Annotated in this window: 15 protein-coding genes; 8 read left to right on the top strand and 7 right to left on the bottom strand. The window is 71.1% G+C overall.

Translation table 11 applies throughout. The features are described 5' to 3' along the window. Nucleotides 1-16: 16 nt before the first annotated feature. From BXA10_RS26930 to BXA10_RS26920, 3 genes are all read right to left on the bottom strand, one after another. Nucleotides 17-3,736: a S8 family peptidase gene (locus BXA10_RS26930; protein WP_139338169.1), complete on the bottom strand. Its 3,720-nt coding sequence runs from the start codon at nucleotides 3,734-3,736 to the stop codon at nucleotides 17-19. A gap of 198 nt (nucleotides 3,737-3,934) precedes the next feature. Then, nucleotides 3,935-4,597, bottom strand: a complete 663-nt coding sequence (locus tag BXA10_RS26925; protein WP_076473648.1) for a response regulator — start codon at nucleotides 4,595-4,597, stop codon at nucleotides 3,935-3,937. 76 nt (nucleotides 4,598-4,673) lie between these two features. After that, nucleotides 4,674-5,804, bottom strand: a complete 1,131-nt coding sequence (locus BXA10_RS26920; RefSeq protein ID WP_076473647.1) for a sensor histidine kinase — start codon at nucleotides 5,802-5,804, stop codon at nucleotides 4,674-4,676. Nucleotides 5,805-5,947: 143 nt separating this feature from the next. On the opposite strand from BXA10_RS26920, the gene BXA10_RS26915 reads away from it, so the two are divergent. The 3 genes from BXA10_RS26915 to BXA10_RS26905 are packed head-to-tail and all read left to right on the top strand — an operon-like array spanning nucleotide 5,948 to nucleotide 9,137. Beyond that, on the top strand, nucleotides 5,948-6,937 hold the full coding sequence (locus BXA10_RS26915) for a carboxymuconolactone decarboxylase family protein (protein WP_076473646.1): 990 nt from the start codon (nucleotides 5,948-5,950) through the stop codon (nucleotides 6,935-6,937). An 11-nt stretch (nucleotides 6,938-6,948) separates the two neighbouring features. Continuing rightward, nucleotides 6,949-7,401 carry a DUF6220 domain-containing protein gene (locus BXA10_RS26910; protein WP_076473645.1) on the top strand — a complete coding sequence of 151 codons (453 nt, stop codon included), beginning with the start codon at nucleotides 6,949-6,951 and terminating at the stop codon, nucleotides 7,399-7,401. Continuing rightward, a complete protein-coding gene (locus BXA10_RS26905) occupies nucleotides 7,398-9,137 on the top strand; it encodes a multicopper oxidase family protein (protein ID WP_076473644.1) in 1,740 nt (579 codons plus the stop codon). Before BXA10_RS26910 ends, BXA10_RS26905 begins: the two co-directional genes overlap by 4 nt. Nucleotides 9,138-9,175: 38 nt before the next feature. Here BXA10_RS26905 and BXA10_RS26900 read toward each other — a convergent pair whose 3' ends face one another. Then, the gene (locus tag BXA10_RS26900) at nucleotides 9,176-10,423 is read right to left on the bottom strand and encodes an MFS transporter (protein ID WP_076473643.1); all 1,248 of its coding nucleotides are present in this window, start codon (nucleotides 10,421-10,423) and stop codon (nucleotides 9,176-9,178) included. 123 nt (nucleotides 10,424-10,546) lie between these two features. Here BXA10_RS26900 and BXA10_RS26895 point away from each other — a divergent pair, with 123 nt between their 5' ends. From BXA10_RS26895 to BXA10_RS26885, 3 genes are all read left to right on the top strand, one after another. Next, entirely contained in the window at nucleotides 10,547-11,515 is a 969-nt protein-coding gene (locus tag BXA10_RS26895) for a LysR family transcriptional regulator (RefSeq protein WP_076473642.1), read from the top strand. Nucleotides 11,516-11,719: 204 nt separating this feature from the next. Next, nucleotides 11,720-12,274, top strand: coding sequence for a DUF1062 domain-containing protein (locus tag BXA10_RS26890; protein ID WP_175649324.1), 555 nt, complete (start codon nucleotides 11,720-11,722; stop codon nucleotides 12,272-12,274). Between the two features lie 190 nt (nucleotides 12,275-12,464). Then, entirely contained in the window at nucleotides 12,465-12,878 is a 414-nt protein-coding gene (locus BXA10_RS26885) for a contact-dependent growth inhibition system immunity protein (RefSeq protein ID WP_076473673.1), read from the top strand. A gap of 9 nt (nucleotides 12,879-12,887) precedes the next feature. On the opposite strand, the gene BXA10_RS26880 is transcribed toward BXA10_RS26885, so the two are convergent. Then, nucleotides 12,888-13,253 carry an ADP-ribosylation/crystallin J1 gene (locus BXA10_RS26880; protein ID WP_076473641.1) on the bottom strand — a complete coding sequence of 122 codons (366 nt, stop codon included), beginning with the start codon at nucleotides 13,251-13,253 and terminating at the stop codon, nucleotides 12,888-12,890. 195 nt (nucleotides 13,254-13,448) lie between these two features. Here BXA10_RS26880 and BXA10_RS26875 point away from each other — a divergent pair, with 195 nt between their 5' ends. Next, entirely contained in the window at nucleotides 13,449-13,988 is a 540-nt protein-coding gene (locus BXA10_RS26875; protein WP_245828544.1) for a DUF4240 domain-containing protein, read from the top strand. Between the two features lie 30 nt (nucleotides 13,989-14,018). On the opposite strand, the gene BXA10_RS26870 is transcribed toward BXA10_RS26875, so the two are convergent. Then, nucleotides 14,019-14,369 carry an antibiotic biosynthesis monooxygenase family protein gene (locus BXA10_RS26870; protein WP_076473671.1) on the bottom strand — a complete coding sequence of 117 codons (351 nt, stop codon included), beginning with the start codon at nucleotides 14,367-14,369 and terminating at the stop codon, nucleotides 14,019-14,021. 101 nt (nucleotides 14,370-14,470) lie between these two features. On the opposite strand from BXA10_RS26870, the gene BXA10_RS26865 reads away from it, so the two are divergent. Then, on the top strand, nucleotides 14,471-15,046 hold the full coding sequence (locus BXA10_RS26865) for a GNAT family N-acetyltransferase (RefSeq protein ID WP_084753364.1): 576 nt from the start codon (nucleotides 14,471-14,473) through the stop codon (nucleotides 15,044-15,046). Here the strand turns inward: BXA10_RS26865 and tnpA are convergent. Beyond that, nucleotides 15,043-15,459, bottom strand: a complete 417-nt coding sequence (tnpA, locus tag BXA10_RS26860; RefSeq protein WP_076473639.1) for an IS200/IS605 family transposase — start codon at nucleotides 15,457-15,459, stop codon at nucleotides 15,043-15,045. The genes BXA10_RS26865 and tnpA overlap by 4 nt on opposite strands. Between the last annotated feature and the right edge of the window lie 9 nt (nucleotides 15,460-15,468).

Below are 15,468 nucleotides of genomic sequence, written 5' to 3'. Positions count from 1 at the left end.
CCCGTCCTCCGCGCGGTCACCGCAGGCCGAAGGCCCTGGTGATGCTCTGGTCGACGCTGTTACCTCGCGCGTCCCGGGCGGTGGCCCGCAGCGTGACGAACCGCGCGTCGTGCGGCGCGTCGAGCCGGGTGCGCCAGCCGTCGCCGCTCCGCTGCAGCTTGGCGTGGTGCCAGGTGGCCCCGTCGTCGTACGACAGGTCGACCGTCACCGTGCCGATGGCGGACGCCTCGGTCGCCGTCGGCAGGTGCAGTGCGGTGACGGTGAGGTCGGCGTTGCGTTTCGCCTTCCCGTCCATGTCGGTGTCGACGGCGTAGTCGAGCTGGATCAGGGACGGGTTCCACACCGAGCTGACCGCGCCGGAGGTGAAGCCCCACTCCGTCCGGGTGGCGGTGGAGTACGGCCCGGCCCAGGCGTCCCGCCGGTTCTCGGCCACGAGCCGGTACGGCAGCGGCTCCCGGCTGAGCTTGGCGCTGCTCAACATCGGCCGGTAGCGGTCGGTCTCGCCGACGAGCTTGTCGCCCTGGTAGAGCCGCAGGACGTTGTCGACGGCGAAGTTGCCGGAGGTGTAACCCTCGTGTGCGGTACCCGAGTCGCCCCAGCCGGGGATGACCGCGGTGATTCCGTCGCCGTCCTCCCGGAAGACGGTGTAGGTCGTGAGCAGGCGGGGCCGCTGCACGGGACCGAACCAGCGCTCTTCCTGCACCGAGCCGGCCCGGTAGGCGGTCGGGGCCGCCTGCTGGTTCTGCTCGTCGGGGATCGTGACGTTCGTGGTCCACTGCGTGCCGGCGGTGACCCAGTCGGTGCGCTCGCCACGCGCGGGGATCTCGTGGAAGTCGATGCCGGTGGACGATCCCGACGGGGCGATGCTGGCCCGCGTCTCCAGCGCCCGCCCGGGACGCCAGTTCCGCAGGGACATGTCGACCCGGGCCAGGTCACGCGCGCCGACCCGGTAGACGAGGTCGGCCGGGACGACGTCGGCGTAGTCGTGGGCCAGGTCGTAGACGTACTCGGTCTCCGGGCGGGAGGTGACGTCGAGCCGGACCCGCCGGTCGTGACCGATCCGGGCGATCAACTGTTCGCCCTCGTCCCGGGTGAGGGTGGCCACGGTGACCGGCGGCGGGTCCTGCGGTATCCACACCGAGCCCGGCCCCGCAGCGAGGCGTCCGGTGCCGTCGTTCACCACGAGCAGCAGACGGGCACCGGCGGACGCCGCGGCGGCGGCCTGCTCCGCCATGGGTACGGAGTCGTTGCGGCGCACCACGACGGCCTTACCCCGCGCGTTCAGCTCGGCGTATCCGTCGCTGCCGCCGTCACCGGCGAACACGGTTTCGAGGTGGTGCCCGCCCCGGGGCAGCGGCGTCGCGGCACGCTGCACCCGCAGGTCGTCGTAGGCGTGGCCGCCGGCCGTCACCGTCAGCGCCGGCTGAGCCATCCGCCACCGGCTGCTGAGGAAGAACTGGCCCTTCGTGACCTTCCGGTCGGTGGGCAGCACCCAGAAGCTGTCGTACTCGAGCCCCGGGTACCACGCGGAGATCCACGGGTCGCCGCCGAAGTTGCGGAACACCTCGAAGCGGGCACCGTCCACGGTCGAGGACTGCGGGGTGTCCACCGTGGCTCGGCGTGCCTTGGTGGCGTCGAAGACGACGGTGCGGTCCTGGTCGAGCGTGATCTCGGGCACCGGCAGCAGGCCGAACCCGCGCGAGTGGGACCCGTTGACGCCCTCGAGGTCGGTCTTGAGCCACGCCGCGTAGGTACCCGGCCGAAGCCGCAGCTCCAGGCTGCCGGTCTGGTCGATCTGCCGCTCCAGGACGGTGTTGTCCTGCCCGAGCAGGACGAGGTCACCGCCGGTCGGCTTGCCGCTGCGGTCCTTGGCCTGGAGGGTGAGGCGATGGCGTACGCCCTCCCGGCCGATGGCCAGCGAGGTGCGGGCGCGGACCGCGCCGGTGCTGTCGGTCGCGGTGAGGAAGCCGGAGAACGGCTGGTCGGCCGGCACCCGGTCGAACTGCGTGGTCACGGTCACCGAGGCGACACCGTGTGCCGGGACGGTGATCTGCCGGGCCGACAGGGCGAACAGGTCGGTGGCACCGGCGACGGTCGTGGCGAGGTCGAGGGTGACGTCGCTGCCGGCGAGGTTGGTGTACCGGACCTCCCGCTCGACCGGGCCTTCGGGGGCGGTGGGCCAGTCCGGGTACCCGAAGTCGGCGCTGGCGGTGGCGAGGACGGTGGCGGCCGTTGCCGCGGCGACGTCCAGCCGGCCGCTGCCACCCTGGAACGGGGTGACGTCCGCGAGCGGCTTGGTGGTGCTCATCAAAGCTTCCTTGAGCTGCTGTCCGGTGAAGTCCGGGTGTTCGGCGGCCAGCAGCGCGGCGGCGCCCGTGACGTGCGGGGTGGCCATGGACGTTCCGTCCGAGAGCCGGTAGAGGCCCTCCCCCTCGGAGTACTGGGAGCGGGCGGCCAGGATGCCCACGCCGGGGGCGGTGAGGTCGGGCTTCAGGGCCTTGTCGCCGGCACGTGGCCCCTGGCTGGAGAAGTAGGCGAGAGTGTCGGTGCCGTCGACCGCGCCCACGGTCAGCGCGGCGTCGGCGGCGCCGGGGGTGCCGACCGTGGAGGCGCGGGGCCCGCTGTTGCCGGCGGCGACGACGAACAGCGCGCCGGTCTCCGCGCTGAGCTGGTTGAGGGCCACGCTCATCGGGTCGGTGCCGTCGGTGGGGTCGGCGCCGAGGCTCATGTTGACGACCTTGGCCTTCTGGTCGCGGACGGCCCACTCCATGCCGCTGATGATCCACGACTCCTGGCCGGAGTTGTCGTCGCCCAGAACCTTCCCGACGTGCAGCCGCACGCCAGGGGCGACGCCCTTCTCCTTGCCGTCGGAGGCCGCACCGGTGCCGGCGATGGTGGAGGCGACGTGCGTGCCGTGGCCGAACACGTCCTTCACCGTCTCACCGGGCACGAAGGACTCGGTGGCGGCCACCTGCCCGGCGAGGTCGGGGTGGGTGGCGTCGATGCCGGTGTCCAGGACGGCGACGTCGACGCCTTCGCCGGTGTTCCCGGACTTCCAGACCTCGGGTGCGCCGATCTGTGCGGTGCTGTCGGCGAGCGCGGCTTCGACCTTGCCGTCCAGCCAGACCTTGGCGATGCCGCCGCCGAACGCGAGCCGGCCGCCCGCGGACCGGGCGGCCATGTTCGCACCGCCGGTGATCGAGGACCAGAATTCACCCGAGCGGTCCACGTTCAACGCCGCGCCCTGGATGCTGCCCAACGTACGGACCCGGTTGACGCCCTCGGGCGCGGCGGCGGCACGCGAACGGGCCGCGGCACCGGTGTAGGTGACGATCAGCGGGAGCTGGTCGCGGTGGGCGTCGTCGTAACCGTCCGCCAGCAACTCCGTGATGTTGAACAGCTGCTTGTCGAGCAGCCCGGCGGCCACGTATGGCAATGCCCCGTGCGGGTAGACGTAGGTGTCCTCCCCTTCCCGGGAGGAGGTGAAGTCGGTCAACCGCCCCTCCTCGTCCCGCACCTGCGGGCTGAGGCCTCCGTCGGTGGTCCTGGTCGCGGTGACCTTCTCACCGGTGATCAGGGTGACGGTGGAGGTGGCCGCGGACGGCGGCGGCGCCGCGGGGGTGGACGGTGCGGCATCGGCGGGTCCGGCCGAGGCCAGGGCGGGTGACGGGGCGAGCAGCACGAGAGCCGCGCACAGCGCGATCGGTCCGCGTCCCCGTAGACGTGAAGGCAACAAAGGGCTTCCTCAAGTTGATCAATGGCCGAAGGGGAATGGTAGTCCTCGATCGTTTCGCCGACCGACCCCCTCCGCAGGCGGATCAGTCGATCCCGCCGCCCGGCACCGTCACACCGCTGTGACCAGGGGTCGCCCCGGTCGCGGAGCACGCCGGCAGCGGGCGGCTCGCCGCCGTCGTCCGACCAGGACGATCCGGTGTCACCGGCGACGCGGCGTGATCAGGCCCGACTCGTACGCCCAGACGACCAGCTGAGCACGGTCGCGGCAGTGCAGTTTCGTCATGGCCCGGTTGACGTGTGTCTTCGCGGTCAACGGGCTGATCACCATGCGCTCGGCGATCTCGTCGTTGCTGAGCCCCCGGGCGACCAGCTCGACGATCTCCTGTTCGCGGGCGGTCAGCACGTCGCGTCCGGCCGTCGGGTCGGCCGGTGGCGGGCCGGCGACGAACTCGCTGACGAGGGTACGGGTCACCGCCGGGGCGAGCAGCGCGTCGCCGCGGGCCACCACGGCGACCGCCTGGAGCAGGTCGGCGGGATCGGCGTCCTTGAGCAGGAACCCGCTGGCGCCCGCGCGGAGCGCGGCGAAGACGTAGGAGTCGAGCCCGTAGTTGGTGAGGATGAGCACCCGGACCACGGCGAGCTGAGGATCGGCGGCGATACGCCGGGTGGCTTCGATGCCGTCGAGCCCCGGCATCTGCACGTCCATCAGCACGACGTCCGGCCGCAGGCGTCGCGACAGTTCGACTGCCGAAGCGCCGTCGGTGGCCTCACCGACCACCTCCAGGTCGTCCTCGGCGTCGAGCAACGCTCGGAACCCGGCCCGCATCAGCGCCTGGTCGTCGGCGAGCAGGACCCGGATCATGCGGGCTCTCCTGCCGGAGCGGAGCCGACAGGATCCGTGGCGGTCCGAGCCGACCGGACCGCACGCGAACGCCCGGTCATGCCGGAGCGTCCAGCGGAATGGTGGCCCGTACCGCGAATCCGCCGTCGTCGCGGGCGGCGGTGTGCAGCGTGCCGCCCAGTCCGGTGACCCGTTCCCGCATGCCTCGCAGGCCCACCCCGGGTGACACCGGCCGGGCCGGCGTTGCCTGGCCGTCGTCGGTGACCGCGACGGTCAGCTGCGCCGGGGCGTACTCGATGTGGATCTGGGCGGTGGCGGCGCCGGCGTGGCGGGCCACGTTGGTGAGGGCCTCCTGGACGATGCGATAGCCGGCCTGGTCGACCTCGGCGGGCAGGTTCCGGGGCCGGCCGGTAACGGTCAGCTGCACCGGTACCCCGGCGGCCCGGGTCCGCTCGGCGAGCTCGCCCAGCCGGCCCAACCCGACGCCGTCGCCGTCGGAGGGTGCGCGCAGGACGTCCAACGTCCCGCGTAGTTCCCGCATGGCGGCGCCACTGGCCTCCTGGATCGCCAGCAGCGCGGCCGGCGGTTCCTCGCCGTGCTTGCGGGCCAGATGCACGGCGATCCCGGCCTGCACCTTGATCACGGAGATGTTGTGGGTCAGCGAGTCGTGCAGGTCCCGGGCGATGCGCAGCCGCTCCTCCCCCGCACGGCGCAACGCCATCTCCTCACGGGTCCGTTCGGCCTCGATCGCCCGCTGCTCGACCTGTTCCAGGTACGCCCGGCGCTGGCGCGCGACGAGCCCGGCGACGTTGGCCGCCACGAACCAGCCCAGCAGCAGGGAGGTCCGCTCGGCGATCAGCTGGGCGGGCCGGTCGGCGGGCGCGACCCTGATGTCGTGGGCCAGGAAGCCGACGAGGAAGACGACGCTGGCCAGGACGGAGGTCAGTCGGTGTCCCTGCCAGGCGGCGACGTAGACCGCGCCGAGGACGGGAAACGCGGCGGAGACCCCGGGGTGCACCCGGACGTGGAGGGCCAGCATGGCGGCGGTCACCACGAGCAACGCCACCACCGGGTACCGCCGGCACACCGCCAGGGCCGCCGCCATGGCCAGGATCAGGACGACGTCGACCGCGTGCACCGGTGCGGCGTCCGGCGCGAGCACGGAGTTGCCGAGCAGGAGGACTCCGAGGGCGAGGCCGCTGAGGATGTACGGCAGGTCGCGACGCATGAACGCACTGTAGATCGGCCGTCATCAGGAAACATCCTGCGTCCGCAGTAGATGACAGGTACCGCGGACGTGGTACCTGCGGGCATCCAAGTGCCTGCGGTGGCACGACGTCTTCCCGGACCGCCGACGCGAGCATCGATCCCATGACATACCGCTTCTTCACTCCCGTGCCGGCGAAGACGGCGACCGACCTGACCGCGGAGGTCTACGGGCAGTTGCGCGAGGAGTTCATCGGGCCGGCGCCCACCTTCCAGGCCCTGTCCGCCGTGCCGGAGCTGCTGGCCGCGACGTGGGCGCTGATGCGTGAGACCCTGCTCGCCGGGGACACGTCGCGGGTCGACCGCGAGCTCGTCGCGGCGGTGGTGTCGCGGGCCAACCGCTGCCGGTTCTGCGTCGACGCCCACGTGATGCTGCTGCACGCACTCGGCGAGCACGAACTGGCCGAGGTCGTCGCCCGGGGCGGACCACCACCCGACCCGAGGCACGCCGCGCTCGCCGCCTGGGCCGAGGCCAGCCGCACCCCGGAGGCCGCCGACTGGGCCAGCCCGTACCGTCCGGAGGTCACCGGCACGGCGCTCGCCTTCCACTTCATCAACCGCATCGTCTCGGCGCTGCTCGACCCGGATCTGCTCCCCGGCGGCCTGCAACGTTCCCCGATGGTCCGATCGGTCGGGGGCCGGCTCTACGCCAGGACGGCGCGGGAGCCGAAGGAGCCCGGCCGTAGCCTCCCGCTGCTCGGTGCCACCTCGACGCCGCCACCGGCCTGGGCCGGGAACACCCCGGTCGGCCTGGCGTACGCGTCGCTGCGGGACGTCGCCCGACGAGGCGGAGACCTGCTGGGCGACGTGGGCCGTCAGACCGTCACGGCGACCGTGCGCTGGGAGGACGGACGGCATCCGGCCCGCCCCGCGGAGTGGGTCGCCGACCTGATCCGGGACCTGCCCGGCACGGACCGCGTGGGGACACGGCTAGCACTGCTGGCGGCGTTCGCACCCGGCGCGATCCGCGACGGCGACGTCGCCCTCTGGCGGCTGTCCCATCCGGACGACGCCGACCTCGTGCGGCTGGTCGCCTACGGCGCGATCACGGCCACCGACCACGTCGCCCAGACCCTGTCCCCGGCTCAGCTCTAGGAGGTCGACAAATGCGCAAGACCCTGGTCGTCGTCAGCCTGCTGCTGCTCGTCGCGTTCGCCCTGCAGTTCGTCTTCGCCGCCGTGGGCGCGTTCACGAAACCCGCGGATGACGGCGCGTACAGCCTGCACAGCCTCAACGGGATGGCGGTCATTCCCGTCCTCACCCTGCTCACCATCCTGCTCGCGGTGCTCGCGAAGGCGCCAGGCCGGCTCATCGGACTGGCGGTCCTGCCGCTCGGCCTCGTCGTCCTACAGGCGCTGCTCGCCATGTTCGCGAACGCCTTCACCGACGCGGCGGGCGCCAGCACCCCGGTCGGCCTGACCATCGCCGGGCTGCACGCGGTCAACGGAATCGTCGCGGTACACGTGGTGGTGGGCCTCCACCGGGGATCGCGCGAGCTGGCCAACCCGGCCCCGGCCGTCCCCGCCAGCGTGCCCGTCCGGGAAGGGGAGCCGGCATGACCAGCGGCTCGCTGATCGCGGCCGACCTGGTCATCGCGGTCCTCGCCGCCGCCGGGTGGCTGGGCGGCGGCGCCACCGCGGCCGCCCGGCGCCGCCCGCTCGCGCTGGGACTCGCCACCTTCGCGCTGGTCGCCACCCTCGCCCGGGCGATCACCATCGTCGCGCTGGCCCGCGCCGGCTGGTGGTTCGCCGCGGAGAAGATCCTCATCGCCGCCCCGCTGTCGCTCGCGGCGGTGGTCGTCGCCGGACCGCGGCTGCTGCGGGCCCCGCGCGACATCCGGTCCGTCGCGGTTCCGCTCCTCTTCGCCGGGTACGCCGTGAGCAGCGCCCTGCTCGTGACGGTCCTGCACGGCTACCCGGCGTCGGCGGGCGCGGGACTGCTCGCCGTCGCCGGAGTCGCCGCGGCGACCGCGGTGACGTGGCGCGTTCTCGGGCCGCGTCCGTCGGGCACGGTGTCCCGGACGGTCCTCGCGGTGGGGGTCGCGGCGCTGGTGACCGGGACCGGGCTGGCCGTCGCCCCGAACCCGGCTTCCGGCGTACCCCACGATCACGACTATCCGGACACCCGGACCGTGGGCGAACCGACCCGCCGGGTCACCCTGACGGCGGGGACCACCACGGTGAACGTGAGCGGCCGTGCCGTCGCGGCGTGGGCCTTCAACGGGCAGGTTCCCGGGCCGGAGCTGACCGCCACCGTCGGCGACGTTCTGGAGGTGACCTTGCGCAACCGGGACATCGAGCGGGGTGTGACCCTGCACTGGCACGGCTACGACGTGCCGAACAGCCAGGACGGGGTGCCCGGCATCACCCAGGAGGCGGTGCTGCCCGGCCAGGAGTTCGTCTACCGGTTCACCGCCGACCAGGTCGGCACGTACTGGTACCACACGCATTCGGTGTCCGACGTCGGCGTGCGGATGGGGCTCTACGGCGTCCTGGTGGTACGCCCGGCACCGGCGACCGGTGTCGACGTCACGGTGCCGGTGCACACCCTGGCGGGTCTCCCGCTGCCCGAGCCGACGACGGAGCCGATCGAGGCGGGCACGCCGGTCCGGCTGCGGCTGATCAACACCGACAGCACCACGCACCGGTACGCCCTGGCCGGCACCTCGTTCCGGGTCGCCGCGATCGACGGGTACGACCTGCACGGACCGACGCCCCTCGTGGACACCGCCGTGCTGATCCCGGCCGGGGGCCGCTACGACCTGGTGTTCACCGCGCCAGCCGCCCCGGTGGCGCTGTTCGTCGACGGGCGGGCGGTCTACTCGACCGGACCGGTGTCGACGGCGACAGGCGAGTGGCCCGCGCTGGACCCGCTCACCTACGGCGCAAGCTCTCCGGTGCCCTTCTCCCGGTTCGACAAGAGGTTCGACCTCGTCCTCGATCGGGGCCTCGACCTGCACGGGCTGCTCCCCCGGTACGCCCACACCGTCAACGGCGCGGCCGATCCCGACATCCCACCCCAGGTCGTACGCCTCGGCGACGTCGTCAAGTTCACCATCGTGAACCGGTCACTGGTGGTGCACCCGTGGCATCTGCACGGCCATCACGTCCTGGTGCTCTCCCGCGACGGCAGACCGGCGATCGGAAGCCCGTTGTGGCTCGACTCGTTCGACGTACGCCCCGGTGAGGTCTGGGAGGTGGCGTTCCGCGCCGACAACCCCGGGGTGTGGGCCAACCACTGCCACAACCTGCCGCACGCCGACGCCGGAATGATGACGCACCTGATGTACGAGTGACCCTCCGCCGTGGACCCGCTGTGCGGTGGGCCGGCGCGTCACGCGACCCGGACGGCTTCGGCCGAGCCGACGGGATCGGCGGCGGACAACTGTCTCCGGTTGGGCAGCAGCAGCGGGGTGGCGAGCAGGAGAACGCCGGACATGGTGATCGCGGCCAGCGGGCTGGTGAGTGAGGCGAGGATGCCCCAGACCACCATCAGGGCAGCCTGCAGGAGTTTGCCGGCGGCGCTCCAGGTGCTCAAGACCTGGGCGGTGAAATTCGCAGGAGTCCGTTGCAGGCGTTCCGTCGCGTAGATCGGGTTGAACACGCCCATGCAGGTGACCAGCAGACCCTCGACGATGATCACGGTGAGTAGCCCGGAGATGCCGGGCTGGACGAACGCGAGACCGAGTGGGAAGAGCGACCGCAGCCAGCCGAAGACGATCATGGTTCGGTAGCGGCCGTAGCGGGTCACGAGACGCGCGGAGAGGCGGGCGCCCACGAACCCACCGAGTGCCGGGATGCCGAAGGCGAGACCGTACTGCCAGGCCGGAAAGTGGTACTGGCCCAGCAGGAGGACGGCCAGGAGCGGGGCCGTGGCCATGATCAGGCCGCCGACCAGGATCGAGTTGAGGAACAGGCGCCTCAGGGCGTGGTCGCGGACGATGAAGCGCCAGCCGCCGAGCAGGTCGCCTCCGGACAGCCCGGGGGCGAGGTCGCGCGGTGCCGCGACGTCGCCGCCGCGGATGCGGAGGACACCGAGCGCGGACAGCAGGTAGCTGAAGGCGTCGGCCATGACGGTGGCGACCGGACCGAGCAACCCGACGAGCGCACCACCGAGGGGCGGGCCCGCCGCGGTCGCCACCCAGCTCGTGCCCTCGAATCTCCCGCTCGCGACCAGGAGGTGATCCCCGCGGACGAGATACTTCAGGTACGCGCCGGAGGCGGCGCTGAAGGCGATGCTCGCGGCCCCGGAGACGACCGACACAACCAGCAGTTGACCGTACGAGAGCAGGCCGAGGACGTACGCGATCGGGACACTCGCCATCGCGACGAACCGGACCAGGTCCATCGCGATCATCACCGGACGTTTCGCCCGGTGCTCGACCCACGGCCCGAGCGGGTACGCGACGACCGCGGCGACGGCGAGCCCGGCCGCCTCCAGGAGCGACACGGCGAATGCCGGCGCGTCCAGCACGTCGACCGCGATCAGCGGAAACGCGCCGAAGGCGAGCCACGTGCCGTAGGTACTGACGGCGTAGGCCGACCACAGCCGACCGAAATCGCGTCCCAACCGCACGCGCATGCGACCCCCTCGCGACAACCGATGTTCGGGTCGCTGCATCACACCGGCCGCGCCGCCCCGGGAGCAAACAACCGGCTCCCGGGCGAGCCACAACCATCGGTTGTCCCTACGTATGCTGGATCAGTGGATACCGAGGCGATGCGATCGTTCGTCCGCGCCGCCGAACTCGGACAGCTGCAACGCGCGGCCGACGAACTCGGCGTGACGCAACAGGCCGTCTCGAAGCGGATCGCGAGCCTCGAACGCGAACTCGACGTCCGCCTGTTCACCCGCACCGCCCGAGGGGTCGAACTGACCCTCGACGGGCAAGCCTTCCTGCCGCACGCCCGGAACATCATCGCCGGCGTCGATCGCGCCATCACCGCGATCAAGCCGGGCTCGCGAGCCCTACGCATCGACGTGCTCGGCCTGCGATCCGCACAGGCAGTCGTCCTGCACGACTACTGGCGGTCACATCCGGAGATCGACCTCGACGTGGTGACCCTCAGGGTCAACGACCCACGCGTGGCGGTCGCCGCCGTCCAGGCGGGCGACATCGACGCCTCGTTCCGCTCGGTCACCGACCCGGCCACCCTGCCGCACGACGTGCGAATGGTCCACGCGTTCGACTCCCCGCTGGAGCTCCTGGTCGGCCCGCGGCACCCGCTCGCCTCCGCACGAACACTGACACCGTCCCAGCTGCGGCGGCACCGGATCTGGGTGCCGGGGATCGCGCCGCGAAGCGAATGGGCGGAGTTCTACGACCAGCTCGCCACCGACTTCGACCTCCGCATCGACGCCGCAGGCCCGAACTTCGGCAACGAGGTGCTCCTCGACATCCTGGCGGACTCCGCGGACGTGGCAACCCTCGTCGGCTCGCGCGACCGGTACGTCTGGCCGGCGAACCACGACCTGCGCCGCATCCCGATCGTGAACCCGGCGCTCTCGTACCCGCTCTCGCTCATCCTGCGCCGAGAGAATCCGCACCCGGGGCTCCGGGCGATCATCGACCACTTAGGACACCTGTCTCCGCCTCCCACGCCCGCCTGGCGCCCGTCCTGGGCGACGACCCCACGCCACAGCGGCGAAGACCTCGACCGCACCCGACGCTGACAGTCGAGATCGACACCGGCGCTCGAAAAGTCGATGGCGCAGCGCCGCCGTGCGTCGCTAGCGTGCTGCCGGATCGAGTCGTCTAGCCGAGGACATGCCGTTGTACACCCTGTGAGACCTCCCGAGCGCTGATTTGTCGCGCGTCGCGCATCTGCGCCGCGCTCCTTCTTGCTGCGGACTTCTCACTGAAACCGGTGTGCTTCTGTGCTCAACAACTGGATGGTCGTACCCACCTGCCTGCCGCTCGTTCGTCGCCGCTGCCACGCGTGCACGTCCGAGCACTTCCGAGCGAGCGGCAAATTTCGCGTCAACGCCAACCACAAACTCCTCGACGCCTGGCTCCTCGTCCTCTGCGCCGGCTGCGGGGAAACCGCAAAGCTCACGATCCTGGAGCGGACGAACGTGCGCTCCGTACGACCTGAGCTGCTGGACCAGCTGCATGACAACGACCTTGGCCTGACAGCCGAACTGCTCCAGGATCCGGTCGTGCAGCACCGTAACCGCGTCGCCCTCGACTGGGACAACGCCTGGCGCCTCGACACCGCCGGATCGGATCACCTGGACCGTGAGGTGGTCGACGTCTCGGTCCGATTCGCGGCGCGGATCCCGGTCCGGCCGGTGCGACTGATCGCCGAAGGTTGCGGTCTTTCGCGGGCCGAGGTCGAAAGACTGATCACGGCGGGGAAGCTCGTCTCGGCAGTCCGGTTGGGCGGCAAGTTCTCCGGGGACTTCACCTTCACGCTGAAGCGCTACAGCTAGGCCCCCATCGGGACCTGGGGCCTGTCCGGCATGATTCCGCCGGACAGGCCCCGGCCGAGCGCCGAGCGGTACGCGAACCATCGGGCCCGAACGGTAGGCCGGCTCGTCGCGTACGTCGCGAGCCGGCTCGGACGCCGCGACATCCCGTGACCGGCGGGCCCGAATCCCGGTGCTGGCTACCCTGATCGCCGTGACGACGATCGAGCAGCTTGAGCGGGACGTCTGGCCGAACCCCGGTCCGGACGCCACCTCTCTCGTCAGGCGTTGCAGCGATCTACGACGTAAGCCGATACCTTCGTTCACTGTCGAAGAGCTGCGCATCATGCTCGGGCAAGGGATCGGGGTGTCGGCCTTGCTGCCCCGCGCCGTACAGGTCCTGCTCCGCAATCCGTTGGCGGAGGGCGATTACCACCCGGGCGACCTGCTCGCCACCGTGCTGCGGCTACCCGACTCTGCGTGGTCGAGGCTGGCGGCGGAACGCAAGCAGCTGGCGACCGTTCTGACTGAGCTGGTTGCCAGCCCGCCGTTCTCCGACCCTGACCTCCGTCCGCGCGACCCGGATCGATTGGTTCGTGACGCCATCGTGCGGTTCCTCAATCGATGAGCGCGTGGCTCACGCCTGCGCGCCACTGCCGGCCCGGAACTCGTGGACGACCTCGATCAGCCCGACGATGTGCCGGTTGAACTCTTCGAGTTCCTCGGCCGGCACCCACAGTTCAAGGATGTCGCGGCCACCGGCCTGCCGTACCGGGTACCTGGCGGCGAACCCCCTGTCGATCTCGAACCGGGTGACGAAGCCGACGCCCGAGGCGGGCACGTTCCAGTCCCGGGCGATCATGATCGCGTACTGCTCGTTGAGAACCGGGTAGAAGATCGGCTGGTCCGGCAGCCGTGGCGGCCACGCCTTCCAGCCGGAGGCGCGCACGAGGTCCAGTTCCGTGGGGCCGGTCGGCCGCCACAGGGCCATCGTCTCGCTCACCGCAGTCCCCTTCCAGGCCGAGGCAGGTTACCGGGCGGCTTCGAACAGAGGCCATCCGGTTTCCCTTCCGCATTCAGTAGATGCCGTAGCGGAACTGGCGGCATGGACCATCCGGTCTACGCGGCGGGCGCCTCGTCGACCCACGCGGCACGCATTGCAGGGATTCCTGTCGGTACCGATGGCTACATTTCCGCCGTGACCACGACCGTTGACCCTGTCGGCGCGATGCCGACCGCCGCCGACGAGGCGCAACTCTGGGCCCTGATCGAGTCGGCGTGGGCGTTGCTCGGCCCAGAGCCGGCCGCGCTGCGCCGGGCGTTGCTCGACCGCGCCCCAGACGCCGAGGACCACGAGCTGTACGCCATCGACGCCTGGCTCGACCGGTTCCTCGCCAACCTTCACGATCTCTCCGCCGACCTGTCGAGCCCGGAGCTGACCGACCTCGACCGGGTGGTCGAGCGGAAGTTGTACGACATCGATCGGGCCGACATCCACGAGGTGACCGACGGTTCGGACGACGGGTTCCTCTACGCCCGGGGGTTCATCGTGGCGCTCGGCGAGCAGTTCCACGAGGCGGTCAAGGCCGATCCGACCGTGGCCCTGCTGGACGCCGAATGCGAATCGATGTGCTATTTCTTCGCGCACCTGCACGAGGAGCGGTTCGGCAGTTGGCCGGAGACCGGCTCCGGGATCTCCCGCGAGTCGGTGAACAACAAGGCCGGCTGGCCCGACTGAGCACCGACGCCGCCTGCTCGACCGTCCCCGTCAGTGTTCGCCGTCGAGCGAGGAGGAGTCGTGGCCGTACTCCCGCTCCACAGTGGCTACCCGGACCCGGTAGTCCGCGTACCAGACGTCGCGGCCTCGGCGCTGGGCGACCAGGTGCGCGGCGACCTGCTTCCAGCCCCGCGCCGCCGCCTGGTCCGCCCAGTACGACACGGTGATCCCGACGCCCTCGCGGGCCGACTCGATGCCGAGGAACCCGGGCTGCTCGCGGGCCAGCGCGTCCATCGACGCGGACATCACGGCGTACCCGTTGTCCCCGGGGGTGCGGACCGACGTGAAGATGACCGCGACGTACGGCGGTTCCGGCGTCTCCGCGAAGGGATGGCTCGACATGGGCGCCAGCATGGCACGCCGGCCGGTAACCGAGGTGCGGTGTCGGGACGGCGGCCGGTAACCGGGGTGCGACGCCGGGACGGCGGGCGCGAGAATGCGTTGTGCTGATCGACCATTGGCCCCTGCTTGGGCTACGCGTGCGGACCGACCGCCTGGAGTTGCGGCTCCCGACCGACGACGAGCTCGCCGAGCTGGCCGAACTGGCCGCGCGCGGCGTCCACCGGCCCGATGAGCGGCCCTTCCTGACCCCGTGGACGGACCTGCCGCCACGGGAGTTGGCGCGCAGGGTGGTGCAGTGGCAGTGGCGGGCCCGCGGAGAGTGGACGCCACAGAGTTGGAGCCTGCAACTGGTGGTCTTCGAGCATGACCGGCCGGTGGGTGTGCAGCAGATGTCCGGCCGTGACTTCGCCGTGCTCCGTGAGGTGAAGAGCGCGTCCTGGCTCGGCCTGGAACATCACGGGCGGGGCATCGGGCGGGAGATGCGGGCGGCGATGCTGCATCTGGCGTTCGCGGGGCTCGACGCCGAGTACGCCGTCACCGAGTCCTTCGCCGACAACCCCGCCCCGCTGGCGATCTCGAAGAGGCTGGGCTACCGGGATGCGGGCCAGTGCTCCGGCCTTCAGGCCGGGGGTGAAGGCCCGTGCTGGGAGGGCCGCCAGGCCCGAGCAGTGCCTTAACCGGGACGGTTCTGCTGCTCGATGTACTGCTTCACGACGCTCAGCGGTGCGCCGCCGACGGAGCCTGCGAAGTACGAGCCCGACCAGAGTTTGTTGGTCTGGTAGTAGTGGCGCGTGAGGTCGGGGAATTCCTGCCGTAGGTGGCGCGAGGAGACGCCTTTGAGGCTGTTGACCAGCCGGGCGACGGCGACTTTGGGCGGGTAGTTGACGAGCAGGTGTACGTGGTTGTTCTCGCCGTTGAACTCGACCAGCTCGGCCTCGAAGTCGGCGCACACGTCCCGCATGATCGCCTCCATCCGGGTCAGGTGCCGGTCGGCGAACACCTTGTGCCGGAACTTCGTTACGAAGACCAAGTGGACGTGCATCGCGAAAACACAGTGCCTACCAGTCCGGATACCTTCAATTTCTGCCATAAACCAACA

This window comes from Micromonospora avicenniae, from assembly GCF_900156065.1.
Taxonomy (GTDB): Bacteria; Actinomycetota; Actinomycetes; order Mycobacteriales; family Micromonosporaceae; genus Micromonospora; species Micromonospora avicenniae.
The sequence above is the reverse complement of the archived record's forward strand: the minus strand, read 5'-3'. Positions and strand labels throughout refer to the sequence as shown.

Excerpts from the sequence above, each read along its gene's own strand:
- BXA10_RS26925 (WP_076473648.1), bottom strand. The coding sequence starts at position 4,597 with ATGATCCGGGTCCTGCTCGCCGACGACCAGGCGCTGATGCGGGCCGGG.
- BXA10_RS26920 (WP_076473647.1), bottom strand. The coding sequence starts at position 5,804 with ATGCGTCGCGACCTGCCGTACATCCTCAGCGGCCTCGCCCTCGGAGTC.
- BXA10_RS26915 (WP_076473646.1), top strand. The coding sequence starts at position 5,948 with ATGACATACCGCTTCTTCACTCCCGTGCCGGCGAAGACGGCGACCGAC.
- BXA10_RS26910 (WP_076473645.1), top strand. The coding sequence starts at position 6,949 with ATGCGCAAGACCCTGGTCGTCGTCAGCCTGCTGCTGCTCGTCGCGTTC.
- BXA10_RS26905 (WP_076473644.1), top strand. The coding sequence starts at position 7,398 with ATGACCAGCGGCTCGCTGATCGCGGCCGACCTGGTCATCGCGGTCCTC.
- BXA10_RS26900 (WP_076473643.1), bottom strand. The coding sequence starts at position 10,423 with ATGCGCGTGCGGTTGGGACGCGATTTCGGTCGGCTGTGGTCGGCCTAC.
- BXA10_RS26870 (WP_076473671.1), bottom strand. The coding sequence starts at position 14,369 with ATGTCGAGCCATCCCTTCGCGGAGACGCCGGAACCGCCGTACGTCGCG.
- tnpA (WP_076473639.1), bottom strand. The coding sequence starts at position 15,459 with ATGGCAGAAATTGAAGGTATCCGGACTGGTAGGCACTGTGTTTTCGCG.